This window comes from Prauserella salsuginis, assembly GCF_024648885.1.
GTDB lineage: Bacteria > Actinomycetota > Actinomycetes > Mycobacteriales > Pseudonocardiaceae > Prauserella > Prauserella salsuginis.
Map to the genome: position 1 here is coordinate 228,290 of NZ_JANBBF010000010.1, position 24,343 is coordinate 252,632.

Below are 24,343 nucleotides of genomic sequence, written 5' to 3' on the forward strand. Positions count from 1 at the left end.
ACCCCCTCGAAGAATATGGCAACGCGTGTGGACGGACTGTACCGAAAGCCCGTCCACACGCGTGCGCAGAACCCGAACGTCACGCCAAGAGGCGGTCAGCACAACGTGGGATGTCCGGATTCATGCGTTGCCCATGCACGCCATCCGTCTTTGTTGATGTAGCTGACCACACCCTCAAGGTAGTATGCATTCCTTGCCCCGCATTTGGCGTTCACGTCGTAGTATCCCGGCGCTGAGGTCGCGCCGTTGGCGACATCGCTGTCGGGCCAATTGTTGTAGTCGATGTATAGGGTCCCTCCCACGGTTTCGCCGCGGTGACAGTTCGTCCCAGCTCGGCCGGTCAACGTGTTTCCGCTCTGGGTGGGATCCCAGGCGTGCACCGTGCACCCCGCTCGTGGCGCGCCGCTATCAGCAGGTTCGGTGGGGTTTGCCCAGGCTGGCGATGTGACGGCTAGCAGGCTCATGCCAGCCGTGCTGAGCGTCAATACAGACGCCGCGGCCGCCTTCTTTACCGTATTCATCAGTTCTCGCTTTCCTTGATGTGAGATGTGAGTGTTGGTGGTGTAAATGAGTTCCACGCGGCCTCGTCAGAAATGAGTTCAAGGCTGCATCGCCGGCGGATATCGTTGCCGTTCGCGTTTAGGTATGCGTGTACCTAAACGGCGAGAAACCGGTCCGATGCTCCTCGTGTGGAGAACACATCGGTCCGTGAACTGTTACATGATGCGCGTAGCGCCTCCCCAGGCCTCCGTACTTTAAGCGCACGCGCGCATCCGGTGGCAACGTGTTCGCCTATCGACAACACGAATGAGTGAACACGCCTGCAGGGTTGGCAGGTTACGAGGCTGAGGCCGCCATGTGGCCTGTGCGAGATAGCGTCCAGGCTCGCCCACATCACTGCTGGTTCGTCGACCTGTCGGCAAGGTCCAGCGATCCCTATGGCGCATTTGCTCAGGGTGAGACGAGTAGAACTACCTAATACTGTGAGTATTTGACCTGGGGTCCATTCGCGCGAATGGGGCATTAATGGAGTAACTGGTTGCCTCTTGCAGTGAAGCCTCGGTACCCAAGGGTGTCCGGGCACGCACCTGGGTTCTGGGGAAACGGCGCACGCTACGTATCTGCATCGCAACCAGTCGGAGAGTCGGCACGGCCGGCCAAGGCAAGGGTCGCCTCCGCATCCGCGGTGCAAGCGGGCGCGCGGGGGAGAGGCCTGGCCCGATAACCACACAATCGTCTGCCGCGGTGTTTCGGCGCCCGTCGGGACTTCGCGGCCCGGTCCCCTCACCACATAGGGCCTGCCTACCGGGCAGGCCTCAAGGTCACGCGTTGTCCGGTGCGCGCGTGGCGTGAGAACAGAGGGGGACGCACATGTCAACGAGGGCACTCAACGCATTCGCGGCAGCGGTGCACAGACTCCGGCGCTGGCACGGCATGTCACTGGCCGACCTGGCGGAGAAGACGACCTACAGCGCGAGCTATCTCTCGAAGATCTTGCACGGCGAACGACGCTTGGCGCCCGCATTGGTCAGCGAGATCGACGACATCCTCGATGCCGGCGGTGAGCTGATCCAGCTCGCCCGCGAGCAAGACAGCGGCGATCGCCCCCGTAGCCGACCCATGCAGCTACCGGCGGCACCAGCCGACTTCGTCGGTCGCGCATCGATTCTGCACGAACTCGACGCCGCTCTGGTGAGTGACGCCCGCCCGGGCGCCCCGGTCACGGCGGTCATCGAAGGTGGGTTCTGGACCGGCAAGACCGCATTGGCACTGCATTGGGTCGCGCGCATCGAGCAACGGTTCCCCGGCGGATGCCTGTTCGCGGACTTGCGAGGCCTGGCCCCTGGCAGTGCCCTCACCCCGGACGAGGTTCTGGACGGATTTCTGCACGCCCTCGATGCCGGACCGGACGCGATGCGCGGCACCCTCGCCGAACGGGCCGCGCACTACCGGTCGCTGCTGGCCCAGCGCCCGGCCGTGGTCGTACTCGACAACATCGCCAGCTACGAACAGGTAGCCGACCTACTGCCAGGCGCGGGCAGCGTCGTGGTGCTGACCAGTCGGGAACGCCAATCCTCGCTACTTCTGCGCACAGGTGGCGTGCACATCACCCTCCCGCCCCTGACCGCCCACGAAGCATTGACCCTGCTGCGCATGCGAGCGGGCCACGCCCGCATCGACGTCGAGCGCGATGCCGCCATCAGGATCGCCTCCCGCTGTGGACACTTGCCCATGGCGATCCTCATCGCGGCCGAACGCATCCAGCAACACCCGCGCGAAGCCCTACAGACGCTGGCCGAACGCCTCGACAGCGATACCCGACGTCTCGACGTCTTCACCTCATCCGACCCCGCGGTGAACGTGCATGCCGTCATCGACCTGTCCTACCTCGCGCTCACACCCCAAACCCGCCGGGTCTTCCGCCTTGCCGGCATCATTCCGGCCAGCCTGATCAGCGCCGACGCCGTCGCTGTCCAATGCGGGCTGCCTGCCACCACCGCCCTCGACTCACTCGACGAACTCCGTCGCGCCCACCTGGTCGACGACGCCCCGGATCATTCCGACCAGGTACAGATGAACGATCTCCTGCGCTCCTACGCCGCTGGGCGAGCCATCGTGGATGACCCATTGTCGGGGATCGAACATGCCCATGACCGCCTCCTGCAGTGGTACGCCGCCACCGCATGGCGAGCAGCCCACGCGCTGGCGCCCGGATGGGCCGACCCCGTCCTCGAATGCCCGTCCCCAGTCAGCCCGCCGTTTACCGCCGGCGACTACGAGGCTGCTCTCGCATGGTGTGACAAGGAAGCACACACCATCATCGACATCGCCCGTCACTCCCGATCCCACAACGCCAAGGACGCAGCCTGGATACTGCCCACGCTCTTGCAGCCCTACTTCCAGCTCACCGACACCTGGACAACGTGGCTCACCGCTGCCACGGAAGGCCTCGCTGCCGCTCGCGATCTCGAAACCGACCTCGGCATCGGCCGCTGCACCCAAAGTCTCGGATGGGCACTACATCACGCCGGGCACACCGACCATGCACTCGACCACCTTCGCCAAGCCGCGGATCTGCAGACATCATCGGGTGACAGAGCAGGACTGGCATGGAGCGAGTTCGCGACCGCTACTGCCTACTCTTCAGCCGGACACCATGTCGAGGCGCGAACCGCCTACGAACATGCCGCTCAGTTGTTCGACCAGACCGAGTTCCCGCTCGGCGCCGCGATAGCCAGAGCCCTGCTCGCCGCCACGCACGAAGCCCTCGGCAACGACGATCGCGCTCACGCCTACGCCAACGATGCGCTCGCTTGCGTGTTGACCATCGCTCCTCGACACCCCGCAGCCGCCCTGGCCCATCACCAGCTCGGAATCGTTCTGTCAGCACAACAGCAACCACGTGCGGCGCTCACGCATTTCGACGCAGCACTGACCATTCATCGCCACAGCCACCAGCCACGTTGCCATGCCGAGACTCTGGAAGCGCGGGGCAATGCTCTACTGGCACTCGGGCTCGTCGACGCCGCGCGAGCTTCCTATCGGGACGCGATAGAACTCTGGCAGAGCCTCCACGACCGTCGCGGATACGAACTCCACGCCAGGATGGCCACGCTGAGCCCACCCGACGGCGACGCACGCGCGACAGTCGCTAGCTCGCCCGATGGCACTGACATCAGACCAACCGCCGGGCCGTAGGTGGGGTAAGCACGACGGTCGCGGCAGGTGGATGAACTTGCCCACGATCACAACTGTGGGTCGTCTCGCAGCCGCCGACCCGTAACGCCGTTCCGCGGAGCCGGTCGATGCGCAGCAGACTCGCCATGGTGTTGGCGGGCCAGTGCGGTCATCATGATTTTCATGCGCCAACGGGCACACCACGCCATCACTCGCGCCGTCACCGCGCCTCCGCTTCTGCGCTCCTGGCCTGACCGCGCCGCGATCGAGCAGTCAGCCACCGAGCTGCGCCAGGCCGCCGGCACCATTGGAACGGAAGATCCTGCCGCCGAACTCGTCCTGCATGCTGTGCGACTCGTCGACCGGGTCGCTCGTGGGCAACCCGGCGCGCGCCCCGCCCAGGTGGCCACGGACCGCGGCCCTCGAGCGTGGAATGAAGACGTCGTCATCGAGCTGCAGGAGCTGTGGCTCCGCAGAGGGTGTCCGCCACTCGCGGTCCGACTGGTGACCCTCTTGTCCAGATGACAATGATGTTCATCTAGACAGGACTGACACAGGATGAGCACCCAAAGTGCACATCATTGTCCATTGTGAACCGTGGTCGTGGGGTTAGTTCACGGTCACAGTGGGTTCATGGGAAATCGTTCACCTCCGGCGGCGTTGATGCACTGCAGCTGACCGGTTGTTACGTGACAGGTGCCTTGCCCTCCCCAGGTGGCCACGTGTCCGCTCAATCAAGGCGCTCCGCGTCTGCTGCGGCTGCGTGGGTTGATGTGCCCCCAGAGCCTACGCAGCTCACCCAGTACGCGGAGCGCCCTCTCCCTCCCCATCAGTACGCACTCGTGATGCTGGTTCATGTCCTGATTGGAGGAGGGTGATGGCGTATTTCCTGTTGCAGTGCGGTCATACGCGCTCGTTGGACGAGGTCGCTGAGCACGATATCGCCGAGCTGATCGCCCAGCCCGAAATGATTCCCCGTTTGTCTTGGTGCGAGGGCTGTCGCCAGTGGGGCCGGGTCCACGAACTGGTTCCCACATCGCGACCTGGTATCGCCGATGACATGCCCCCCGAAGGGGCTCTGCCAGGGGATGTCGGGACTGGAGGCGACGTCGCGGTCCCCGGTCCCCGCAGCGAACCATCATCCGTACCTGCTGCGGGCGAGTCCTTCTTCGGCGAACTCGGCCACGAGCTGGCCGGTCCGACTGGCAAGCAGGTCGGCGAATGAGTGCCCCCGTGACGCGATCGGAGCACAGCGAGATGACGGCGAGGACCACCGAGCCAGCATTGGCTATCCCGGCGGCGTCAGGCGCCGACGAGCACCATGAGCAGGGCCCCGCAGAACAGGAACGGCCCGAACGGCACCGTCGCCGGTCCCCGGCGAGTCTGGTGTTGGCGGGCCGGCACGGCTACCACCAACGCCAACACCGACGCCGCGATCAGCGCGCCGGCGACGTGGGGCCAGCCGATCCAGCCGGTGACGAGTCCGACCAGTCCGGCCGCGGGCAGATCTCCTGCCCCGACCCCGCCGCCGCTGGCCAGGGCGAGGAGCAGAAAGAAGACCATGGCAGCGGTCGCAGCGGCGAGCGCGCGCAGCCCTGGTTCGGGAGTGTTCCGCATCAGCGACACCGATGCCAGTGCGAGGGCTGTAGCGCCCAGCTGTGGCCAGGCCAGCACGCGCGGCAGGCGGTGCTCGCACCAGTCGATGATTCCCAACGGAATCGCCACCCCCGCGGCGAGGCCGAACGCGACCAGCTCACCACGCCCGGCCAGTCGCCAGGCCAGCACTGCGAATACGACGCCGGTGAGCGCGGCGCCGAGCCACCCCGAACGCGCCCAACGCCGTTCGGGGCCGACGAAGCTGCGCGTTGCCGCACTCGCCGCCGCCCCCACACCGAGGCCGGCCGCGGCGGCGGCGACCACCCACCACCCACTCGCGACCATGCCACCTCCGTGTCCCGCGGCGCGTACGTGATCATCCTGACCGCGGTCGCTGTGGGCTCGCGGCGCCGGCGGGACAGTCTCCACCCAACGGGTGAACTTCCTGGCAGTCGCGTCGTCGGTGAGGAAGTACGCGCGAAAGTCGATTTCTGGGCCGGTGCTGGCACGGGGGAGTGGTGCCCCGGTGTGCGGGGCCGGTGTGGACAGCGATCGTTGATGCTTTGGGGGACCGTGATGACTCACCACCGCACCACCCGCTTCGTCGTGGCCGTCATCGTCGGCGTCGTGGTGAGCGCATGCAGCTCGGCCACCGGCGGGCACGCGCCGTCCTCACCCGCGCCGTCATCGGGGCCGGCTTCGACTAGCACCCCGCCGACCACGGCTACCCCCGCCCCCGCCGAGACTGCTGGTCGCCAGGCGATTCGAGCGTATCTGGGCATGTGGCGCGACATGGCCGCAGCTGCGAAGACCTCGGACTGGCGCTCACCAAGGCTGGCGCGCAATGCCACGGGGAAGGCGTTGTCGCGGATCTCGCGTGGCTTGTATGCCGACCACTACAACGGACTGGTCACCAAAGGCGAGCCCCGCAACAACCCCGAGGTGGACACCGTCACACCAGCCGACAAGCCGACCACAGTGGACATCATCGACTGCGGCGACGACAGCGACTGGGTGAAATACCACGCCGACACCGGAAAACCGGCCAACGACGGCCCGGCAGGGCGGCGGCACATCACAGCACGGGTTGAAAAAGCGGTCGACGGCTCGTGGAAGGTTGCCGACTTCGCCATCCAGGACGTGGGCACATGTTAGGCCGCGCGATCGGTATCGCCGGGATGACCGCGACGTTGGTGTGGTGCGCAGCCAGCCCTGCATGGGCTGGCGGGTGGGGCAGCGTGGATTGCAACAGCGACCCCACGCCGTACTGTGACCTCGGCGCTGGCAGTGCCCCCAACCCGCCCTCGGCACCTGATCCTGCGCCGCCGCGCCCGCAGGTCGAACCACAGCCGGAAGGCAGCGGCGAGACGGCGCCCGAGCAGCAGCAGCCGCAGGGCGACCGGATCGTCGGCGGCAGCGACACCGAGGCCGACTGCTCCTACGTGCTCAGCGACTACCAACCGCCGACGGGCGGTGTTCAGACCATCACCGTCTCCCGTTCGTCCGGGCCACCGGGCGATGTCCGCCCGATTGCCCACACCACCGGCACCGCCGTCGCCGAAGCAGGACCTCCCGGAGGGGACGTGGAGTTGGCGCTGGACGGGGACAGGGGTGGTGGCTGGTATGTCTACCGGTGCAGCAGCGAGGGCACCCGCGACAGCCTGTACCGGGCGCCGGTGTGGATCCCGGCGAGCCAGGCTCCGGCCGACGCGAAGCCGCCGGCACCGTCACCACAGGAGCTGGCCCGCCAAGCCCGCTCACAGCTACGCCTGCCCAATCCGACGATCGGCTCGAACCCGGCCGGTACCCAGCTGGTGCGAGTGCCCACCTGGGTGTGGATCGACAGCAGACTGTGGCACCCGCATACCGCCACAGCCTCCGTTCCAGGGGTATCGGTGACCGCCACGGCCCGGCCGACGTCGGTGTCGTGGTCGATGGGCGATGGCACCACCCTCACCTGCCGCGGCCCCGGAACCGAATTCCCGGCGGATGCCGATCCGGGAAGCGCATCGCCGGATTGCGGCCACACGTACCAACGTTCCTCGGCCGGTGCCGCTGACGCACGTTTTCCGGTCACGGCCACCGTGTCGTGGCAGATCACCTGGTCGGGCGCCGGTGAGCAGGGCCGCTTTCCGAACATGGCCACCGACGACGAGACCTCGTTCCGCGTCGCCGAAGCCCAAGCACTCGGCACCGGATAAACCGCCACCCGAATTCGGCGACAACTTCGCACAATCTGTCCCTTTCCTGACCGCGTTGCCGCGGCTGACAAGCACCGGCATGCGCGGTGCGGACGAGCTATGCCTGGAGAACCCGCGATGACCAGAACGACGACCCCCACGCACGGGGAACACGCGGCGCAGGCCGGAGCCTGGGCCGATCCGTCCGGCACGGCCAGCCACCGGACCAGGTCCGCACCGCGTCGGCGCATTCCGCACCTGGTGACCGGGGCGCTGTTGGTCGTGGCCTGTGTGGCCGGCGCGCTGTGGTGGAGCACCGCCGCCGCAGCGCGCACACCGGTGGTAGCGCTGGCCGACCCGGTCACCGTCGGGCAGGTACTGACGCGCGCCGACCTGCGCACTGTCGAGGTGTCCACCGACGCCGACCTCGATCTGATTCCCGCCGATCGCGCCGGCAGCCTCGTGGGACGGCCGTTGGCCACGAGCCTGCCGGCGGGCGCTCTGCTCAATGGCGAGGTCGTCGGCCCGACCGCCCTGCCGGGCGAGGGCCGTTCGGTGGTCGCCGTCGCCCTCGCGCCGGGCCGATACCCACCGGAACTCGCCGCAGGCCACCCGGTGCGCGTGCTGGTCACCACGTCAGAAGGTGGTCCTGCTGTCACCGAAGGGCCCGAGCCCGGGGCTGCGTGGTCTGCCACCGTACTCAGCCTGGCCCCGGCCGGGACGGACCAGACCACGGTCGTCTCGCTCGAAATGTCCGCCGAACAGGCCGGGCAGCTTGCGCAAGTTCCGGCCGGGCGGATCGCCCTGGCCCTGCAGTCGGGCGGGGGTGATCGCTGATGCTCATCGCCGTGGGCTCGGTCAAAGCCGCACCAGGCGTGACCACCGTGACCACCGCCCTGGCAGCGCTGTGGCCTGAGGCGCAGCACACCCGCCGTCTGGTGGCCGAACTCGATCCCTCCGGTGGGGATCTGGCTGTCCGCTACGGGCTGCCCGCCACGCCGGGCTTGGCCAGCTTCGCCGCCTCCACCCGTCGCACCCGCGAGCCTGCGGCCGTGTGGGACCACACCCACCTTGTCTCGGGAGGCAGCCATGTCCTGCCCGCCCCACCGGCTGCCGCTCAGGCTCACGCCGCGCTGACCATTCTGGCCAGCGGACCGGGCAGCTCACTTCTCCACGGTGCGGCGGCCAACCCCGGCGTGGCGCTGCTCGCGGACTGCGGACGACTCGACCCCGCCACACCCGCCGAGGCGATCGCCCGCCGGGCCGACGTCCTGCTCCTGGTCAGCGGCACCCGCCCGGACGAACTGGCGCACACCGCCACCCGCCTTGTCGAGCTGGCCGCGTGGACCCCGCGGCCTTGCCTGCTACTCACCGGCACCGGCCATGCCACCCGGGATGTCGAACGCGCCCTCGGCGTCCCCACGATCGGCCGCCTGCCCCACGACCCGACCGGCGCCGCCCTCACCAGGATCACGTCGCCTGCGCAGCGTCGCCGTGGCCTGGCTCGCCGCATCGCCGCGCTCGCCCGCGCCCTCGCCGCCCCACCCGCTACGCCACGACCGACACCAGCCGGCGGCCCGCCTGCGGCCGTGCCCGGAGTGCCGCCGCAACAGGTGCGCACTGCTGGCGCGAGCCTGCCCGGCCCGCCCTCGCCCTCAGCGCCGGCGTCGCCGCCATCTGCGCCGCCATCGGCGGGAGAGCCGGCCCGTCGCGACGACCAGCACTCCACGTCGGCCCGAAAGGAGCCCCTGTCATGACCTCCATCCACCACACCACCGCTGCGCCGGTCGGGGAGCCTGGCGGGCCGCGTCACCGGTTGCGCGCGCGCTTACGCGAGGCGCTGGCCACCGAGATGCCCGACCGCGTCGAGGCCGCTGGCGAGGGTGCCACCGCCGGCGGCGGGCCGATGCTCCCGAACTCGCGACGTCGCCACATCGGCCGCGAGATCGTCGAAACCGCCCTGGCCGCCCACAGCGAAGCCGAACTCCTCGCCGGGCGCGCATTGCTCGACTCGGCCACCGAAAGCGTCGTTGTCGAGCAGGTGTTGGACGGGGTGTTCGGACTGGGCCGACTGCAACCACTGCTGGACGACCCATCGGTCGAGACCATCGTGGTCAACCGTTTCGATCGGGTGGTCGTGCACTACGCCGACGGGCGCCGCGCCCCAGCCGCACCCGTGGCCGAGTCCAACGACGAACTCACCGACCTGATCCGCACACTGGCCGCGCGGGCCTCGTCGGAGGAACGCCGGTTCGACCGAGGCTCGCCAGCATTGAACCTACAACTGCCGGGCGGCGAGCGGCTGTTCGCAGTGCTGGGTCTGACCGCCAGCGGGGTCACCGCATGCACGATCCGCCGGCACGGCTATCGCACGACCACCCTCGCCCAGCTGCGCCGGGGAGGCACCCTCGACGGGGAACTGGAACAGTTCTTGCGTGCCCTGGTGCGAGCGCGCAAGAACGTCCTGATCACCGGCGGCACCGGGGCAGGCAAGACCACGCTGCTGCGTGCTCTGGCCTCGGAGATGGACCCGCTCGAGCGGATCGTCACGATCGAAGACGCCTTCGAACTCGGCTTGGACCTCGACCCGACTCTGCACGCCGACGTGACCGCGTTGCAGGCACGCCAGCCCAACGTCGAAGGCGAGGGTGCGATCGATCAGGCCGAGCTCGTGCGCTGGGGACTGCGCATGTCCCCGGACCGGGTCATCGTCGGCGAGATCCGCGGCGCCGAAGTCATCCCGATGTGCAACGCCATGAGCCAGGGCAACGACGGGTCGATGGCCACGCTGCACGCCTCCAGCTCGAAGATCGCGTTCACGCGCCTGGCCTCCTACGCCGCGCAAGGCCCGGAACGGCTGTCGTTGGAGGCCACCGCTCTATTGGTGGCCAGTGCCGTGCATTTCGTGGTGCATCTCGACCGTGCCTGCGACCGCACCACCCGCGTGATCGCGTCCATCCGTGAGGTCGTCGATGCCGAGGCCGGGGCGGTGATCTCCAACGAAGTCGCCCGCCGCGGTCCCGATCGGCGCGCCGTCCTCCTGCCCGGCGCCTTGCGCACCGAAACCCTCGACGACCTCGTCGCCGTCGGCTACACGCCCGATCGGTGCGCCCGAGCCGGCCAGGAGCGGCGGGTATGACCACCGCGGCGACCACCCTCATCGCCGCCGGGGTGGGCCTGGGTGTGGCCGGCGGCATCGGACTGATCGTCACCGCACTGCGCCCCACGACGGTGATCCGACCGCGCCACGACGGGGGATGGGTGCGTCGAGTGCGCGCTGCGGCGGGGCGGCCGGGCGCGGGGATACGCGTGGCCCTGGTCGCCGCGATCGGCGTCCTCTCCGCGGTCGGGACGGGATGGATCGTCGGCGGTGTATTGGCCGCGGCTGCGGTGTGGTTCCTGCCCCGCTTGCTCGGCTCCGATCGCGCTCACGCCCGCCGGCTTGCTCGCATCGAGGCGATCGCCGCGTGGGCCGAGATGCTGCGCGATGTGCTCTCGGCAGCTGCCGGCCTCGAACAGGCCATCCTCGCCACTGCCCCGATCGCCCCGCAGGCGATCCGTCCCGAGATCACTGCCCTGGCCGCGCGACTGGAAAGCGGGGTTCGCCTCGCGCCGGCCCTGCGGCGCCTCGCGCGTGAACTCGACGACCCGACCGCGGACCTGGTGCTGGCCGCGCTGGTGCTGGCCGCCGAGCACCAGGCACGGCACTTGACCGAACTGCTCGGCTCGCTGGCCACCGCTGCGCGCGAGCAGGCGGCAATGCGGATGCGCGTGGAGACCGGGCGCGCCCGCACCCGAACCTCGGTACGGGTCATCGTGGCCACTACCGGCGCGTTCGCTGCTGGCGTCGTGGTGTTCAACCGCGCCTACCTCGACGTCTACAACACCCCGGCCGGACAACTCGTGCTCGCCGTGATCGGTGCGAGCTTCGCTGCGGGCTTTGCCTGGCTGGCCCGCATCGGCGGCGGCCGGCGCACGGCGCGCCTGATCGACCTGGATCCGCCCACCACCGCCGTGGCCGGAGGTGAGCGGCCGTGATGCCGGCGCTGGTGTTCGGAGGCGGCACCGGGCTGGGCCTGTGGCTGCTGCTGGTGTGGGCCGCCCCGGCCCGCCCGCCCCTGAGCGACCAATGGGCACCGCTGGCACGCACCGACAGCGCCCCAACGCTGACCGACGCGGCCGGAGCCCCATGGGTCGCGCGTTGGGGCCGCCACGTCACGCCCGTACTGCGCCGGTTCGGACTCCCCGGGGCGGGCATCGCCGCCGATCTGCGCATCACCGGCCGCGGCCCCGCGACTCACCTGGCCACCCAGGTACTGCTGGCCGCGGCAGCGTTGCTCACACCCGGACTGGCCGCCGTGTTGCTGGCTCTCACCGGCGCGCCGATCGCGGTCGAGGTCCCGGTGCTGGCCGGTCTCGCCGGCGCGGCTGCCGGCTTCCTCGTGCCCGATCTGCACGTGCGTGGCCGGGCCAGACGGCTGCGCCGCGAGTTCCGGGACGCTCTGTCGGCATACCTGGACCTGGTGTGGATCACTCTGGCTGGCGGAGCCGGCATCGAAGCCGCCCTCGCCGATGCTGCCGACGTCGGTACCGGACCCGCCTTCACCGCGATCCGCCGATCCCTCGGCGCCGCGCACCTGACTCGTACGACCCCGTGGGAGAGCCTGCGCCGCCTTGGCGAGGAACTCGAGATCACCGAACTGTCCGAACTGGCCGCTGCTATCTCCCTGGCCGGTACCGAAGGCGCCCGCGTACGTACCTCACTGGCGGCCAAGGCTCGCGCCCTCCGCACCCACCAGATCACCGACGCCGAGCGCGAGGCTCAAGCCGCCACTGAACGCATGGCCCTGCCGGTGACGCTGTTGTTCGTCGGATTCCTCGGATTCATCGCCTACCCGGCCGTCCTGAGCGTCCTCAATGGACTTTAGGAAATGCGTACTCAGAATGACGGATTCGTCGGAATGCCAAGGAAGGAAGGTCACATCATGAAAATCCAGATCCGCGTCGCGTGGGCCCTGATGTGTAGCCGCGCGGCGGTGCTGCGCAGCGATCCCGAGCGTGGCGAGATCACGACCACGGTGATCGTGACCGCTCTGATGGCCATCGCGGCGATCGCCATCATCGGCATCATCGTGGCCAAACTGACCCAGAAGGCCAACTCGATCGACCTCGGCTGACATGACCGCCGCAGGCCGACACCGCACATGCGCCGCCGGGCTGGTGATGCGGGTGCGCGCGGCGGCGCGCGGTGACCGGGGCGAGGTCACTGTGGAGCTGGTGCTCGCGACACCGCTGTTGCTGCTGACGCTCCTGCTGATCATCCAGTTTGCCCTGTGGTCGCACGCCACCCACGTCGCCCAAGCCGCAGCGTCCCAAGCCCTGGCCGCCGCCCGCACCCACCGCGGGACCATCGCCGCCGGACAGGACGCCGGCAGCCAAGTGCTCAGCGACCTGGCCCCAGGGCCCCTGCGCGAGGTCGAGCTGACGGTATCCCGCGGTCCGCGCGGGGCGTCGGCGCGCGTGAGCGGCCACGCCACCCCGGTCCTGCCCGGCCTGCACCTGGCCGTCACGGCGGAGGCATCCGGCCCGCGGGAGAGGTTCGTGCCCGACACCTCCACGGCGAAACCGTGGTCAGGGCGGTGAATCCGTGCCATGCCCAAGGAGACGCTGATGCACAGCACCGACGCCACCCCTACGCCCAGTCCGGTGCAGACGGCCCGGTTCGCCGACGGTCCCGACTGCGTGCTGATCAATCCCGACCTCACTCCGCGGGACTGGCGCGCCGCGCGCCTACGTGCGGCGCTGCACCCAGCCACTGTGCTGTGTGGACTCGCCGGTGTTGCGCTGGCTACGGTGGCGATCCTGGCGGGCGCCGGGACCGGGTTCGTCGGCGCCTCCGCCTGCGCCGCCGGGATCTTGATGGCCGTGACGGCCGTGCTGGTCGGTCGCCGCCGCGCCGGCCACCCCCTGATCCACGTCGCGGCCACTGCTGAAGGCCGTGCGGCTCGGATGTTCCTGCGCAGTCGCGCGCTCACCAGCGACAAGGCACAGCAGCGCACCGTGCGCAGCCTCATGCAAGCGGTCGCTGAGGTGCACGCCAGCCCCGCACGCCCCTGGCTCGACCCGGCCCTGCCCGTCCAGCTGCATCGCGTGGCATGGCACGTCCTCACGTTCCTGCACCGCACCGCCCCCGCCCGTGCCCTGCTGGACGAACTCGCCGGCCTCCACGAACAGGAGTCGGCCGAGATTGCCGCCGCCCGCCGGGCGGTGACTGCCGCCGACGCCGCCCTCGACGACGTCGCCTTCCACGCCCACGCCTGCGCGAGCCTGCTGCGGGCATGGGCGGCCAAGCTACGCCACGCGGACCTCGCCACACGCGCCGAAGCCACCACAGACACGCTGCCGGGCACCGACGAGCTCGCACTCGCCTGTTCGGCGGCCGCGGAGCTGCCACCGGCGGTGTTCGCCTCGATCACTGCCGCCCGCGATCTCACCAGCGCCGGCGCATTCGTCTGGGAACACCCACCTCACACCTGGCCCTCCAGCAGTACTCGGGGAGGACTCTCATGACTCCCGTCATCACCCGGTCCAGGCGCCGTGTCCGGTGGCGTGTCTGGTGGGCCGCCGAGCGCGGATCGGCCACCACCGAAGCCGTACTGATCGCACCTCTCCTGGTGCTGCTCCTGGTGTTTGTCGCCGTGCTCGCGCATCGCGGAGTCGAGGCACGTCTGCGCATCGACGACGTAGCCCACCAAGCCGCCCGCGCCGCTACCTTGCACCGCACCACTCCCGCCGCCGCCACCGCAGCCCGCCAGACCGCCACGGCCGCAGTGGCTCGCGCCGGGCTCGTGTGCCGCAACCCCAGCACGCGTCTGTCCGGCCGGCCGGCTCCGGGTCAGACGGTCACCGTGCGCGTGAGCTGCACCGTGGACCTCGGGCAAGCGCTCCTGCTCGGCACGCCGGGCGAGCGCACGTTGTCCGCCACCGCTTCCGAGGTCGTCGACGTTCACCGCTCCCAACCGTCTGGGGCCCGGCCATGAGCGCGGCCGAGCCCCGCGACGGGTGGCCGCGGTGGTGGCGCGAGGAGGCGGGCCAAGTCACCGCCTTCGTCCTCGCCGCCTGCGTCGGACTGCTCGCCCTCATCGGGTTGAGCCTGGATGGCGGACTCGCGCTGGCGGCCACCGTCCGCGCGAACGGGCACGCCGAATCCGCCGCCCGCGCCGGAGCGCAAGCCCTCGACCTGGCCACCTACCGCGCGACCGGCGAGGTGCAGATCGACCCGGCCCGTGCGCGGCTGCTGGCCCAGCGCTACCTGGCCAGCGTCGGCGCCACCGGCACCGTCACCACCAGCGGTCGAATCGTCACCGTGGCCGTGTCGGCCACCTACCAGCCGCAACTGCTGTCGCTGGTCGGCATCGATGACATCCACACCCGCGCGCACGCCTCGGCCCAGCCCCACCGAGGAGTCCGCGGCATCGAACCCTGAGAACCCCCGCGCGACCGATGTGAGGAAGGAGCACCTGCCATGGTGAATTCACACGACGAGATCGCTCGCCGACTCGACGAAGCGGATGCCGCCCGCTCGGCCCGCCGCGCCGAGGCGGCCACCACGATCGGCGAGCTGGCGCGGCGGCACAGCACGGTGGCCGGTCAGCTGGCCGAGCTGGAGCGCGAACTGGCCACCGCGGTCGCCAGTGCCGCCGACGTCATCGACATCGCCGAACTGGCCCAGGTCACCGACGTCCCGGCCGCAGACCTGACCCGGTGGAAAGAAAAGGCCGCCAAACCACGCGGACGGCCCCGCAAACGTCCCGCCACCGAGAACGCCCGCACCCGCCGCTCACGACCACGCCCCTCCCACACCGAAGCCGCATCCACACCACAGACCGCCGCACTGGACAGCCCCGCCAGCGGCGGCAGTGACGACACGTCCGCGGCATCCCCACTCCCTGCGAGCACCGGATGAGCCGACCACTCCGTCCCTCGCAGCGGGCCGGGCTACTCAGCCGCGTCGGGTCGGCAGTGCTCGCCGGGGTCGTGCTGCTCGGACTGCTGGCAGGGGTACCCGGAATGCTGATCGGCGGGGTGGGCTGGCCCCTGCCAGACCACGTGCCCAGCCTCAGCGAACTGCGCGCCGTGGCGACGACGCCGATGTCGACCGCATTCCTGCTCGATGCGCTGGCCTGCGCAGCCTGGGTGATCTGGGCGGTGTTCGCCGTCGACGTCGCCGCGTGCGTCCGTGAGGCTGCACGCGGCTCCCGTCGGCCGCCACGCGGACCGCTGCGGCGCGTGGCCGGAGTCCTCGTCGGAGCCCTGCTGGTGACCGTTCTCGGGCGCTCCGCCCTGGCCATGCCGGACAGCCCACGTCTATGCGCCGCGACAGCTGGGCCGAGCACGCCCGCAGCCACCGCACCGCCCACGACCGAGCAGCCCCTCCGCATACCGGCCGACACACGCACCGGTGGACTGGAGAGGGTGCGGCCCCCGTCCGAGGGCGTACACGACTCGCTGTGGCGGATCGCCCAGCGACGCCTCGGCGACGGTGACCGCTGGCCCGAAATCTGGGCGCTCAACCGCGGCAGCACGCAGCCCGGACCGCGCGTCTTGACCGACCCGAACCTCATCCGCCCCGGAGACCTCCTGCGCCTACCGGCCGACCACACCACCCCGACACGCGACACCACGACAGACGCTGCCGTCCCACCGACGCAGCCCGCACCGCCCACCACGCCACCACCGCCCGCGACTGCCACACCCACACCCACGCCGACGCCGGACGGGGCAGCCGACACAGCGGAGGAGGGCGATCCTTCCGCCGGGGTGGTCACGTGGGGCGGCGAGGCACTCGTCGGGCTGGGCCTGGCGGCGGCGGTCAGCGCCCTGCTGCTGCGCGCGCGACGCCGCCACCACGCCCGCTACCGTCCCGGCAGCCTCGAACGCGGCGACGACCCACCACAAGCCCCGGTGGTCTATCAGCTGCGCCTGGCCCACCTACACGCCCAGCACGACGACCCCCCACCCGTACTCGAACCCGTCCCCGACGACACCGACACCAGCGACACGGCCGTTGTCGACGCTCATCACCCCGCCCCCTCGAACCCGGCAAACCCCCACCCTGCGCGAGTACTGGCGGCGCCCGGACGCCACGTGGTCACCGACGACACCACCGCAGCCGCAGCCCCCGCGCTCCCGGTGGACGTATCCATCGCCGGCCCAGTAGGGGAGAGGGTCACCAGTACCCGGATCGCGCTGGACCTGGCCCGCACCCACGGACTGGGCATGGCCGGACCCGGCGGCGACTCCGCACTCCGCGCGCTGCTGCTCACCCTCCTGGCCCCGCCGACAGGCAGCCCACCCGCGCCGACGGTCCTGATACCGGCCGACGACCTGACCCGCCTGCTCGGCACCACCACCTTGCCCGAGGACGTTCTCGAACCGCTCACGGTCGTAGCCGACCTCGACACCGCGCTGTCCACACTGGAATCGGCCGCCGACCACGACGGCGGGCCGACCGTTCTGGTCGCCTCGCCACCAGTTCGGACGGCCGCCCAGGCACGGCTTCAACACCTCCTGGACAACCACGCCTCCCGCGGGGTCACGGCGCTCCTGCTCGGCCCATGGCGGCCCGGGGTGACCGCCTACGTCACACCGAACGGCACCATCTCAGCCACCGGCCCCGGCCTCGGCCAGCCCTTGCGCGGCACCCGCGCCCTGCGCCTGCCGCCCGCCGACGCCCGTGACCTCCTCACCTTCCTCGCTCGCACACATCCGCCTCGAGGAAGCGGCCGGACCGCAGAAGTTGAAGACGAGATCTCGCCGCACTTCATCTCGACCGCGTCGGCAGCGGAGGGCCGCGGCGAGTTGGAAATCACCGCGGCCCCGACCTCAGCAGCCCCGCCGCCGCACCCCGAACCCGACGCACCGCGTCCGCCCGCCACGAGCCAAGGCGAGCCAGCCGGGCCGGATGCGGCGCCGCTGCGGTTCACGGTGCTGGGCAGTCCCGCCCTGCACTGGCGACCCCACCCAGAAGGCGCGGAGGAGGACCTCACCGGCTGGTTGAGCACACGGCCGTTGGAAGTCCTGACCTATCTTGCAGTGCATCCCGACGGAGTCTCGCGTGACCGTCTCGTCGATGCCCTCTGGCCTGAGACCCCGCCCCGCAACCCGGCCAGTGCGATCCGCACCGTCCTGGCCCGGCTCCGCCGAACCCTGGCCGAGGCCGCTGGCGCTACCGCAACCAACCTGATCCTGGCTGAACGCGCCCACTACCGTCTCAACTTCGCCCTGGTTACCGTCGACTACCGGGACTTTGCCGCCGCCGTGGCCCGCCGCCGCTACGCCACCACTCCTGACGAACGCACCGCCGCGACCGAAGCGGTCGTGACCGGCTACACCGGAACGCTGGCCGACGGGCTGGACGCCGAATGGCTCGTCCCCGTCCGCGAAGCCGCTCGCCGCGACGCGCTCGACGCCGTGGCAGCCCTGGCCCGCGCCCGCGTTGCCGACGACCCATCATCCACATTAGACCTACTCGAAACAGCGCGAAGTTTCGATCCGCACAACGAACTTCTGTACCGCGACATCATGCGCCTGCAGCACACCCTCGGACGCCACACGGCGATCGCCGGCACCCTCACCCTGCTCCGCACCCACCTGGCCGACCTCGACACCACCCCCACCGCGGACACGGTGGAACTAGCCCATCGTCTACAGCAGCAGCACACGGGAATCCCCACCCGCGAAACGACCGCCGGTCGCCATTCCTGACGGTCATTCCATGACCCGATCGCCACGTCGGAGTACGAAATATCGAGTCGCCGGAATCGACACCGACGCCGTCACTCGATATCGCCACAAAGAGACTCGTGTGAACCATCGCGCCCGGCCAGCGGCCGATGCTAGGGTCACGACACATCACCCCGCACCGGATGACGTCGACAACGACAGTCGCGGGCGGGTCTGGCTATTTGCGAAAACCGTGACCACATCATTCCGCCCTCGTCCTCGCGCATGCTGTCCGAGACATGCCGCACCATCTCACCCAGGTACCACCGGCCCCGCGCCGTGTCTGAACCCGCCGTCGCGCGCGTCGGGCAGCGCACTCCACCGACACCGTGGACGAAACCCCGCGCCGCTGCACGCGCCTGTGCACCTGCCACTGCACCCGCCGCCGCGCAATCCGTCTAAAGCGGAACCCCTCACGGCCACTATCGTCCCAGTTCAGAGCGCTTCCCGGGGTGCCAGCGGTGTCCCCGACTCGCTTGGGAACAAGCAGGTCAGCACATCAGGCCGGGCAGCGACGCGAGGCAGGTCGAGGTGGGGGTCGTCGGGGAGCCCAAGCGCGTCGCCACGGTCTCACCGTTCGCCCTTTCTCCTCCTGGCTCATTTCTTATTCTCTATTTATTCGGGCATTGCTATTGCCGCCCTTTCATTGTTCGGCGTGGTGGAAAATGGTGTCGGTGACCGAATCCGTGCTAGTGGAATATTTAATGTCGCAACCGGTAAACGTGAACGAAATTCCTTGAAATTGACCCCGGAAAACCGTTGCGGGGGCGCGCGATTTCGGGTTATGTTTGTTGTGTCACCGGGAAAACCGGAAGCCGCGCCGAACTGTCGGGCCGCACGGTTTAACCATCACCCGAAACCGCGAACGGGGAACGCTATGTGTTACGCCGACATCACCACCCACGCCGACGGCACCGCCACCGCGTTGTGTTACTGCGGGTGGACCGAACAACACGCCAGCGCCGACGCGGCCGATGCGGCGGCCGCCGCCCACCAGTACGCCGCCGAATTCGACGCCGCCGACCACTGACTCACCCACCCACCGACCGAAAGGGCCCCACGCCATGAATCACACCCCCGCCCGGGACTCGTACGCGTTGCGCCGCGTGGACCCCGCCGCCGACCCGGCCCCGCTGCCGGACATCGTGACGCGCCGATTCACCGCCCACGGGTGCACCGTCACCGCCGTGATGATCGATCCGGCCGACGCGCAACAACTGTTGTACGGGGCGGTGACCCGGCCCGACGGTCGATTGGTCGGAACGTATTACCCGGCCGACCGGGTGTGCGGTGATCACTGGCGCGTGGTGACCGCCGACGGCGCCCACTACGACGCCACCAGCGAACACCACGCCGTGGAAGCGCTCACCACCGAACTCGGCGCCGACTAGCCACCCCGGCGCCCCGCGTCCCGCGCCCGTTTCCGTCACCGCTGGACCACACCGCCCCGCCACTTGAAAGGACACCGCCGCCATGACCACGCCCACCACGACGACCACGGCACCGACCGGATCGGGCGCCGCGCCCGCTGGCGCGGGTACGGCCGCCCGCCTACGCAACGGCGAACTACGCCGCATGGTCGCCCAGCACCTGGCCCAAGACCCGGGCGCCGCGTTGACCCCCGGCCGGATCGCTGCCGAATTGGGCCGGTCATCCGGGGCGGTGGGCAACGCGCTGGCCACCCTGGCCACACGCGGCCAAGCCCAACAAGTCGGCACCAACCCCGTGACCTACCAGGCCACCGACGCCACCCGCGACGCGGCAACCGCCGCAGCCACTACGCGGCAAACCGCCGCACCCGCTGCCCGCCCCCAGCCCACGGGGGCCGCTGGGCCCGCGATCGTGACCGGCCCCGTTCGGCGGCCGAACGGGCAGATGTACCACCCGCGCAAACTGTCGGGCCTGTCGGACGTGACCGCGTTGCGACGGCTACGCGAGGCAGGTGTGCCCGCCCTCATGTACGGACCGCCCGGAACCGGGAAGACGTCGGTCGTGGAAGCCGCGTTCGACGACCTGATTACGGTGCCCGGCGACAGCGACACCGTGACCGACGACTTCGTCGGCTCCTACACCCAAACTCCCGACGGGCGCTACGAGTTCGCTTACGGCCCGTTGGTCACGGCCATGCGCGAAGGGCGCGCGTTGTTCATCGACGATGCGACGTTGATCCCACCCACCGTGTTGGCCGTGGTCTATCCCGCCATGGACGGGCGGCGCCAGATCATCCTGAAAACGCACAAGAACGAAGTGATCGACGCTGAGCCCGGGTTCTACGTCGTGGCCGGGCACAACCCGGGTGTGCACGGGGCCGTTCTCACCGACGCCCTGTCGTCCCGGTTCGCTGCCCAGATCCACGTTTCCACCGACTACGACCTCGCCGCGCAACTGAAGATCGACAACAAGGCGGTCCGGGTCGCGCGGAATCTGGCGGCGCGGCTCGAGAAGGGTGAGATCGGGTGGGCGCCGCAACTGCGGGAACTGATCGCGTTCAACCGGATCGCCGAGGTACTGGGCACCGCCGCCGCTGCCGGGAACCTGGTCGGCATCGCACCGGAAGCCGACCGCGATGTGGTCGCCGAGACCGTGCGCAACGTCTTCGGCGCCGATGTGGCCCCGCTGTCACTGGGACCGCAGTTCTGACCCCCACCCACTCCCAGAAAGGGGCACGCCCGCCATGAGTACCCACATCGCCGCGCCCACCGCGCCACCGACTGCCGTGTTCCCCACCACGCCCGGATGGTTGACCCTGTCGGCCGCGTTCGGCGACGAGGTGCCCGCGATCGCCGACCGCGACGACCTCGTCGTGACCGTGGCGCCCGGGGCCGGACGCGGCGCCCCCGCCTGCTTCGTTCCGGACGTGGCGACGATCGAAGTCGACGGCTCGCACATCGACTCCCACGTCGACCCCGCCACCGTGGCCCCGCACCGCGTCGGTGACCGCAAGCGCTACGGGGTCGCCTGGGGACTACTCACCCACGAGTGCGCACACGCCAAGCATTCCCAATGGCGTGCCCCCACCACCGCACCACCCGGAGCGCGGGCAGCGGCCGAACTGCTGGAAGAGTCCCGCATCGAGGCCGCCCACCTGCGCAGACGCCCGGCCGACCGCTACTGGCTGCGGGCCAGTGCCACCAACCTCATCCTCGCCGACACCCACGCCACCGCAGGACAAGGTCCGGCCATGACCGCCGACGACGCCGCCCGCTGCGCGGCGCTGCTGCTGGCCCGAGTCGATGGCGGCGTGCTCACCACCACCGAAACCGCCCCGGTGGCCACCGTGATCGACAGCATCCTCGGCAGTACCACCCGCGAGGCCCTGCGTGAGATCTGGCAGCAGGCCCACACCACGGCCGACGACGACGCCGAGGCCATGATCGAACTCGGCCGACGCTGGTGCGTAGCACTGGGCACCGACCCCCACCAACAACCGCCCACCCCCGGCACATCCACCCCCACGGCCGGGTCGGCCGACAGCGGCGCCCAGCCCAGTGGCGCGCCCCCGTCGCCACTGACGGAAGCCGTGGCCGCGACAACCCAGGCCGTGCGCCGCGCCGTGGCCACCGCACCCGCGCCGAGTGATCCGGTCACCCGCAAGCTCGAGGCCCGTGCGGCCGACGACGAGGCCCGCGAGCGGGCCCGGTCCAGTGCCCGCGCCGTCTTCAACGGAGGTCGTTCCGCGCGGCGCCGGGGTGCCCCGCTACGTGGCACCCGCACGCCAACCCAGAGCGAACGGAACGCCGCACGACAGCTGGCCCGCGCCCTGACCACGGCCGGGACCCGCGAACGCACTCCGACCAAAACCCGCTCGACCGCGCCCCCGGGACGACTGAACATGCGCGGGGCCATGGCCGCCGACGCTCAACGTGCGGCCGGTGCGATCCCCACCGCCGAACCGTTCACCCGCACCACCCGTACCACAGTGCCCGCCCCGCCACTGCGTATCGGGATCGCATGCGACGTGTCCGGGTCCATGGCCCCCTTCGCCGAGCCCACCGCGTCCGCCGCGTGGATCCTGGCCGAAGCCACCCGCCACACCACCGTCGCAGCCACGAGCGCGGCCGTGATCTTCGGACACACCGTCCGCCCGGTCACCCACCCCGGCACCACACCGCCGCACGTCACCGAGTTCGGCACCGGCGACCGGGCCCACCAGATCGACACCGCGATCAGCGCCCTCGACGGTGCCCTCAACCTGGGCCGACCCGACGCCGCGCGCCTGCTGGTGATCATCTCCGATGGTCGCTTCGAAACAGCCACCAAAGCCCCCGCCCAGCGCGACCTCGACCGTCTCCGCGCCAACGGATGCGGCGTGCTGTGGCTCGAACCCCACACGGGCGGCAACGAGCCCATGCACGGCGCGACCGTGCACACCCTCACCGACCCGACCACCACCGCCCGCGCGATCGGCCGCGCCGCCACCGCAGCCCTGCACGCCGCCCACTAACCCTGCACGCGACGACCACGTAGCCGCCGCAGCGCGTGTGCGGCCCCGTGTCCCCACCGGCTGCGCCGCCCGACAAGTCACACCGGAAAGGACCCGCAGCCATGATCGACCCACCCGCGCCCGCCTACATCACCCTCGACGACAACACCACCGGTACGCGGCAGCGCTACACCTACACCCGTATCGTGCGCAGCGGCGACCGCCGCATACGAGTACGCATCGAACGCGACACCTACCGCGCCCAATCGAGCGCGACCGCCGAGGTTCTCTCCGAGCATCTGACCTGGACTCACCTCGTCTCGGAAGATCCGAGCAGCTGGCACCAGACCACCCCACCCGGGCACTGGTCGGTGAACTGCTCCCACGAACTCGCCGACCTCGCTGAACGCCTCCTTATCCGCGCGACGACCGTGCTCAACGGCTAACCGCCATGCGACCCCCCGCCTGCCACCACGACGCCGGACCAGCATCACCCGACCGAAGTCGGCGCCTTACCTGGGCTGTGGTGGCCGCAGTGCTCCCCGGCCCTTGGACCCCGGTGGTCGTGGCCGCCTACCTTCTGCGCCGCACCATCGAACGCATGGGGACACCGAGTCCCGCCCGCTGCCGGGTGGGCCCGCGCCGCACCATGCCTGCTCGTGCAGCGATGCCAGGGAACGCAGCAACCCCTACAGATTGCGCCGGTGACGGCCCGCACCCACCACAAACCCCACCGTGGCGCATATGTCCACACGAGACACACGTTCGTTGTTGACAGCGTTCTTGACATCAACGCCCGTATCGAGCGTCCATACACGTGTCGCCCACAACGCCGGATGCGCACCGGCGGGCACACACGCCCCGGCCGGGGCATGACCACCAATCCCAACAACCTACCCAGGGAGTTCGTCATGTCCCACAACACAACCACCCCGCGGCACCTTCGGGTCGTCACCAACTCCGACCCCGACCCGGCCGCGCTCACCGCCGAAGACAAGGTCCGCGCCGCCTTGGCCGCGAATCCCGGCACCCGCACCGGCGCCCTGGCCAAGATCGCTGGAGTGGGCCGCTCGACTGCCGCGAAAATTCTCGTCGCTTGGGATCGCGACGGCACCGCCGTGCGCACCCCCGGTGACAGCCCCCAAAACCCCGACACCTGGACCCTGGCACCGGCGCCCGACGACAACACCCACGCCGCGCCGCCCGTGCCCGGTGACACGGCGAGCTCTGCGACGTCGACCGCTGGCGCCAGCGACGCGCCCGCTCACGTGTCCGGCCGTGACAACACCCCACGCGACGACGCGGACACCGGCGCTCCTGCGGCCGCGACATCCACACCGGTCGGTGCTGACGTCACCGGTTCGACCGACACCGCCACCCCGGCGAGCGGCGCCACCTCGGCCACGCCTGCCCCGTCAACCGCGCCCCGGCCGCGACTGGCCAAGGGCGGTCTGCGCGCGCTTGTCGCGGCCTACCTCGCGGACCACCCTGGCGAAAGTTTCGGACCCGCGCGCATCGGTACCGACCTCCAACGCTCCGGCGGTGCAGTCAACAACGCCCTCGAAAAACTCACTGCCGAGGGCTACGCCGTCAAAACCTGCCTCGCACCGAAACGCTTCGCCCTCAACCCCGGACACGTCGGGGAGCGAAGCGCCACCGAAGAGTCGGAGTGACCGGCGAG

The 24,343-nt window shown here is 70.1% G+C and carries 26 protein-coding genes; 22 read left to right on the top strand and 4 right to left on the bottom strand.

Going from position 1 to position 24,343, the window contains the following annotated elements; translation table 11 throughout:
* Positions 1–95: 95 nt before the first annotated feature.
* On the bottom strand, positions 96–578 hold the full coding sequence (locus tag LY40_RS12275; RefSeq protein WP_258936916.1) for a hypothetical protein: 483 nt from the start codon (positions 576–578) through the stop codon (positions 96–98).
* A 793-nt stretch (positions 579–1,371) separates the two neighbouring features.
* Here LY40_RS12275 and LY40_RS12280 point away from each other — a divergent pair.
* Positions 1,372–3,699: a tetratricopeptide repeat protein gene (locus tag LY40_RS12280; protein ID WP_258936917.1), complete on the top strand. Its 2,328-nt coding sequence runs from the start codon at positions 1,372–1,374 to the stop codon at positions 3,697–3,699.
* Positions 3,700–3,951: 252 nt separating this feature from the next.
* Here the strand turns inward: LY40_RS12280 and LY40_RS12285 are convergent, their stop codons facing one another.
* The gene (locus tag LY40_RS12285) at positions 3,952–4,206 is read right to left on the bottom strand and encodes a hypothetical protein (RefSeq protein WP_258936918.1); all 255 of its coding nucleotides are present in this window, start codon (positions 4,204–4,206) and stop codon (positions 3,952–3,954) included.
* A gap of 349 nt (positions 4,207–4,555) precedes the next feature.
* Here LY40_RS12285 and LY40_RS12290 point away from each other — a divergent pair, with 349 nt between their 5' ends.
* Complete coding sequence (locus LY40_RS12290; RefSeq protein ID WP_258936919.1) at positions 4,556–4,903, top strand: hypothetical protein; 348 nt, start codon at positions 4,556–4,558, stop codon at positions 4,901–4,903.
* 77 nt (positions 4,904–4,980) lie between these two features.
* On the opposite strand, the gene LY40_RS12295 is transcribed toward LY40_RS12290, so the two are convergent.
* Together LY40_RS12295 and LY40_RS12300 are read right to left on the bottom strand one after the other, a co-directional pair.
* A complete protein-coding gene (locus tag LY40_RS12295) occupies positions 4,981–5,619 on the bottom strand; it encodes a prepilin peptidase (protein WP_258936920.1) in 639 nt (212 codons plus the stop codon).
* Positions 5,620–5,855: 236 nt separating this feature from the next.
* Complete coding sequence (locus tag LY40_RS12300; RefSeq protein WP_258936921.1) at positions 5,856–5,984, bottom strand: hypothetical protein; 129 nt, start codon at positions 5,982–5,984, stop codon at positions 5,856–5,858.
* 70 nt (positions 5,985–6,054) lie between these two features.
* Between LY40_RS12300 and LY40_RS12305 the strand changes: the two genes are divergently transcribed.
* The 20 genes from LY40_RS12305 to LY40_RS12400 all read left to right on the top strand — a co-directional run bounded on the left by LY40_RS12305 (position 6,055) and on the right by LY40_RS12400 (position 24,335).
* Positions 6,055–6,429, top strand: coding sequence for a hypothetical protein (locus tag LY40_RS12305; RefSeq protein WP_258936922.1), 375 nt, complete (start codon positions 6,055–6,057; stop codon positions 6,427–6,429).
* Complete coding sequence (locus LY40_RS12310; protein ID WP_258936923.1) at positions 6,423–7,475, top strand: hypothetical protein; 1,053 nt, start codon at positions 6,423–6,425, stop codon at positions 7,473–7,475. Before LY40_RS12305 ends, LY40_RS12310 begins: the two co-directional genes overlap by 7 nt.
* A 117-nt stretch (positions 7,476–7,592) precedes the next feature.
* Entirely contained in the window at positions 7,593–8,291 is a 699-nt protein-coding gene (locus LY40_RS12315) for an SAF domain-containing protein (protein WP_258936924.1), read from the top strand.
* Positions 8,291–9,211, top strand: coding sequence for a CpaE/TadZ family protein (locus LY40_RS12320; RefSeq protein WP_258936925.1), 921 nt, complete (start codon positions 8,291–8,293; stop codon positions 9,209–9,211). The genes LY40_RS12315 and LY40_RS12320 overlap by 1 nt, the downstream gene beginning before the upstream one ends.
* Positions 9,208–10,593: a TadA family conjugal transfer-associated ATPase gene (locus LY40_RS12325; RefSeq protein WP_258936926.1), complete on the top strand. Its 1,386-nt coding sequence runs from the start codon at positions 9,208–9,210 to the stop codon at positions 10,591–10,593. The genes LY40_RS12320 and LY40_RS12325 overlap by 4 nt, the downstream gene beginning before the upstream one ends.
* Positions 10,590–11,492 (top strand): type II secretion system F family protein, encoded by a 903-nt coding sequence (locus LY40_RS12330; protein WP_258936927.1) that lies wholly within the window; start codon positions 10,590–10,592, stop codon positions 11,490–11,492. The genes LY40_RS12325 and LY40_RS12330 overlap by 4 nt, the downstream gene beginning before the upstream one ends.
* A complete protein-coding gene (locus tag LY40_RS12335; RefSeq protein WP_258936928.1) occupies positions 11,489–12,382 on the top strand; it encodes a type II secretion system F family protein in 894 nt (297 codons plus the stop codon). Before LY40_RS12330 ends, LY40_RS12335 begins: the two co-directional genes overlap by 4 nt.
* A gap of 57 nt (positions 12,383–12,439) precedes the next feature.
* Positions 12,440–12,631: a hypothetical protein gene (locus LY40_RS12340; protein ID WP_258936929.1), complete on the top strand. Its 192-nt coding sequence runs from the start codon at positions 12,440–12,442 to the stop codon at positions 12,629–12,631.
* 1 nt (position 12,632) lies between these two features.
* Entirely contained in the window at positions 12,633–13,097 is a 465-nt protein-coding gene (locus LY40_RS12345) for a TadE/TadG family type IV pilus assembly protein (RefSeq protein ID WP_258936930.1), read from the top strand.
* Between the two features lie 27 nt (positions 13,098–13,124).
* On the top strand, positions 13,125–14,024 hold the full coding sequence (locus LY40_RS12350) for a hypothetical protein (protein ID WP_258936931.1): 900 nt from the start codon (positions 13,125–13,127) through the stop codon (positions 14,022–14,024).
* Entirely contained in the window at positions 14,021–14,494 is a 474-nt protein-coding gene (locus LY40_RS12355) for a TadE/TadG family type IV pilus assembly protein (RefSeq protein ID WP_258936932.1), read from the top strand. Before LY40_RS12350 ends, LY40_RS12355 begins: the two co-directional genes overlap by 4 nt.
* A complete protein-coding gene (locus LY40_RS12360; RefSeq protein ID WP_258936933.1) occupies positions 14,491–14,940 on the top strand; it encodes a pilus assembly protein TadG-related protein in 450 nt (149 codons plus the stop codon). Before LY40_RS12355 ends, LY40_RS12360 begins: the two co-directional genes overlap by 4 nt.
* 39 nt (positions 14,941–14,979) lie before the next feature.
* The gene (locus LY40_RS12365) at positions 14,980–15,420 is read left to right on the top strand and encodes a hypothetical protein (RefSeq protein WP_258936934.1); all 441 of its coding nucleotides are present in this window, start codon (positions 14,980–14,982) and stop codon (positions 15,418–15,420) included.
* Complete coding sequence (locus LY40_RS12370) at positions 15,417–18,221, top strand: AfsR/SARP family transcriptional regulator (protein WP_258936935.1); 2,805 nt, start codon at positions 15,417–15,419, stop codon at positions 18,219–18,221. The genes LY40_RS12365 and LY40_RS12370 overlap by 4 nt, the downstream gene beginning before the upstream one ends.
* Positions 18,222–19,116: 895 nt before the next feature.
* The gene (locus LY40_RS12375) at positions 19,117–19,269 is read left to right on the top strand and encodes a hypothetical protein (RefSeq protein WP_253858048.1); all 153 of its coding nucleotides are present in this window, start codon (positions 19,117–19,119) and stop codon (positions 19,267–19,269) included.
* Between the two features lie 34 nt (positions 19,270–19,303).
* A complete protein-coding gene (locus LY40_RS12380; RefSeq protein ID WP_258936936.1) occupies positions 19,304–19,630 on the top strand; it encodes a hypothetical protein in 327 nt (108 codons plus the stop codon).
* 82 nt (positions 19,631–19,712) lie between these two features.
* The gene (locus LY40_RS12385; RefSeq protein WP_258936937.1) at positions 19,713–20,879 is read left to right on the top strand and encodes an AAA family ATPase; all 1,167 of its coding nucleotides are present in this window, start codon (positions 19,713–19,715) and stop codon (positions 20,877–20,879) included.
* A 34-nt stretch (positions 20,880–20,913) separates the two neighbouring features.
* Positions 20,914–22,683: a VWA domain-containing protein gene (locus LY40_RS12390; RefSeq protein ID WP_258936938.1), complete on the top strand. Its 1,770-nt coding sequence runs from the start codon at positions 20,914–20,916 to the stop codon at positions 22,681–22,683.
* Between the two features lie 101 nt (positions 22,684–22,784).
* Positions 22,785–23,108 carry a hypothetical protein gene (locus LY40_RS12395; RefSeq protein WP_258936939.1) on the top strand — a complete coding sequence of 108 codons (324 nt, stop codon included), beginning with the start codon at positions 22,785–22,787 and terminating at the stop codon, positions 23,106–23,108.
* Positions 23,109–23,366: 258 nt separating this feature from the next.
* Entirely contained in the window at positions 23,367–24,335 is a 969-nt protein-coding gene (locus LY40_RS12400) for a hypothetical protein (protein ID WP_258936940.1), read from the top strand.
* The last annotated feature ends 8 nt before the right edge of the window (positions 24,336–24,343 follow it).

Bases quoted from the DNA above. Each gene is read 5' to 3' on its own strand.
- LY40_RS12360 (WP_258936933.1), top strand. From the start codon at position 14,491: ATGAGCGCGGCCGAGCCCCGCGACGGGTGGCCGCGGTGGTGGCGCGAG.
- LY40_RS12295 (WP_258936920.1), bottom strand. From the start codon at position 5,619: ATGGTCGCGAGTGGGTGGTGGGTGGTCGCCGCCGCCGCGGCCGGCCTC.
- LY40_RS12390 (WP_258936938.1), top strand. From the start codon at position 20,914: ATGAGTACCCACATCGCCGCGCCCACCGCGCCACCGACTGCCGTGTTC.
- LY40_RS12355 (WP_258936932.1), top strand. From the start codon at position 14,021: ATGACTCCCGTCATCACCCGGTCCAGGCGCCGTGTCCGGTGGCGTGTC.
- LY40_RS12385 (WP_258936937.1), top strand. From the start codon at position 19,713: ATGACCACGCCCACCACGACGACCACGGCACCGACCGGATCGGGCGCC.
- LY40_RS12365 (WP_258936934.1), top strand. From the start codon at position 14,980: ATGGTGAATTCACACGACGAGATCGCTCGCCGACTCGACGAAGCGGAT.
- LY40_RS12375 (WP_253858048.1), top strand. From the start codon at position 19,117: ATGTGTTACGCCGACATCACCACCCACGCCGACGGCACCGCCACCGCG.
- LY40_RS12310 (WP_258936923.1), top strand. From the start codon at position 6,423: ATGTTAGGCCGCGCGATCGGTATCGCCGGGATGACCGCGACGTTGGTG.
- LY40_RS12325 (WP_258936926.1), top strand. From the start codon at position 9,208: ATGACCTCCATCCACCACACCACCGCTGCGCCGGTCGGGGAGCCTGGC.
- LY40_RS12330 (WP_258936927.1), top strand. From the start codon at position 10,590: ATGACCACCGCGGCGACCACCCTCATCGCCGCCGGGGTGGGCCTGGGT.
- LY40_RS12370 (WP_258936935.1), top strand. From the start codon at position 15,417: ATGAGCCGACCACTCCGTCCCTCGCAGCGGGCCGGGCTACTCAGCCGC.
- LY40_RS12380 (WP_258936936.1), top strand. From the start codon at position 19,304: ATGAATCACACCCCCGCCCGGGACTCGTACGCGTTGCGCCGCGTGGAC.
- LY40_RS12350 (WP_258936931.1), top strand. From the start codon at position 13,125: ATGCACAGCACCGACGCCACCCCTACGCCCAGTCCGGTGCAGACGGCC.
- LY40_RS12305 (WP_258936922.1), top strand. From the start codon at position 6,055: ATGTGGCGCGACATGGCCGCAGCTGCGAAGACCTCGGACTGGCGCTCA.
- LY40_RS12315 (WP_258936924.1), top strand. From the start codon at position 7,593: ATGACCAGAACGACGACCCCCACGCACGGGGAACACGCGGCGCAGGCC.
- LY40_RS12345 (WP_258936930.1), top strand. From the start codon at position 12,633: ATGACCGCCGCAGGCCGACACCGCACATGCGCCGCCGGGCTGGTGATG.
- LY40_RS12395 (WP_258936939.1), top strand. From the start codon at position 22,785: ATGATCGACCCACCCGCGCCCGCCTACATCACCCTCGACGACAACACC.
- LY40_RS12280 (WP_258936917.1), top strand. From the start codon at position 1,372: ATGTCAACGAGGGCACTCAACGCATTCGCGGCAGCGGTGCACAGACTC.
- LY40_RS12290 (WP_258936919.1), top strand. From the start codon at position 4,556: ATGGCGTATTTCCTGTTGCAGTGCGGTCATACGCGCTCGTTGGACGAG.
- LY40_RS12340 (WP_258936929.1), top strand. From the start codon at position 12,440: ATGAAAATCCAGATCCGCGTCGCGTGGGCCCTGATGTGTAGCCGCGCG.
- LY40_RS12320 (WP_258936925.1), top strand. From the start codon at position 8,291: ATGCTCATCGCCGTGGGCTCGGTCAAAGCCGCACCAGGCGTGACCACC.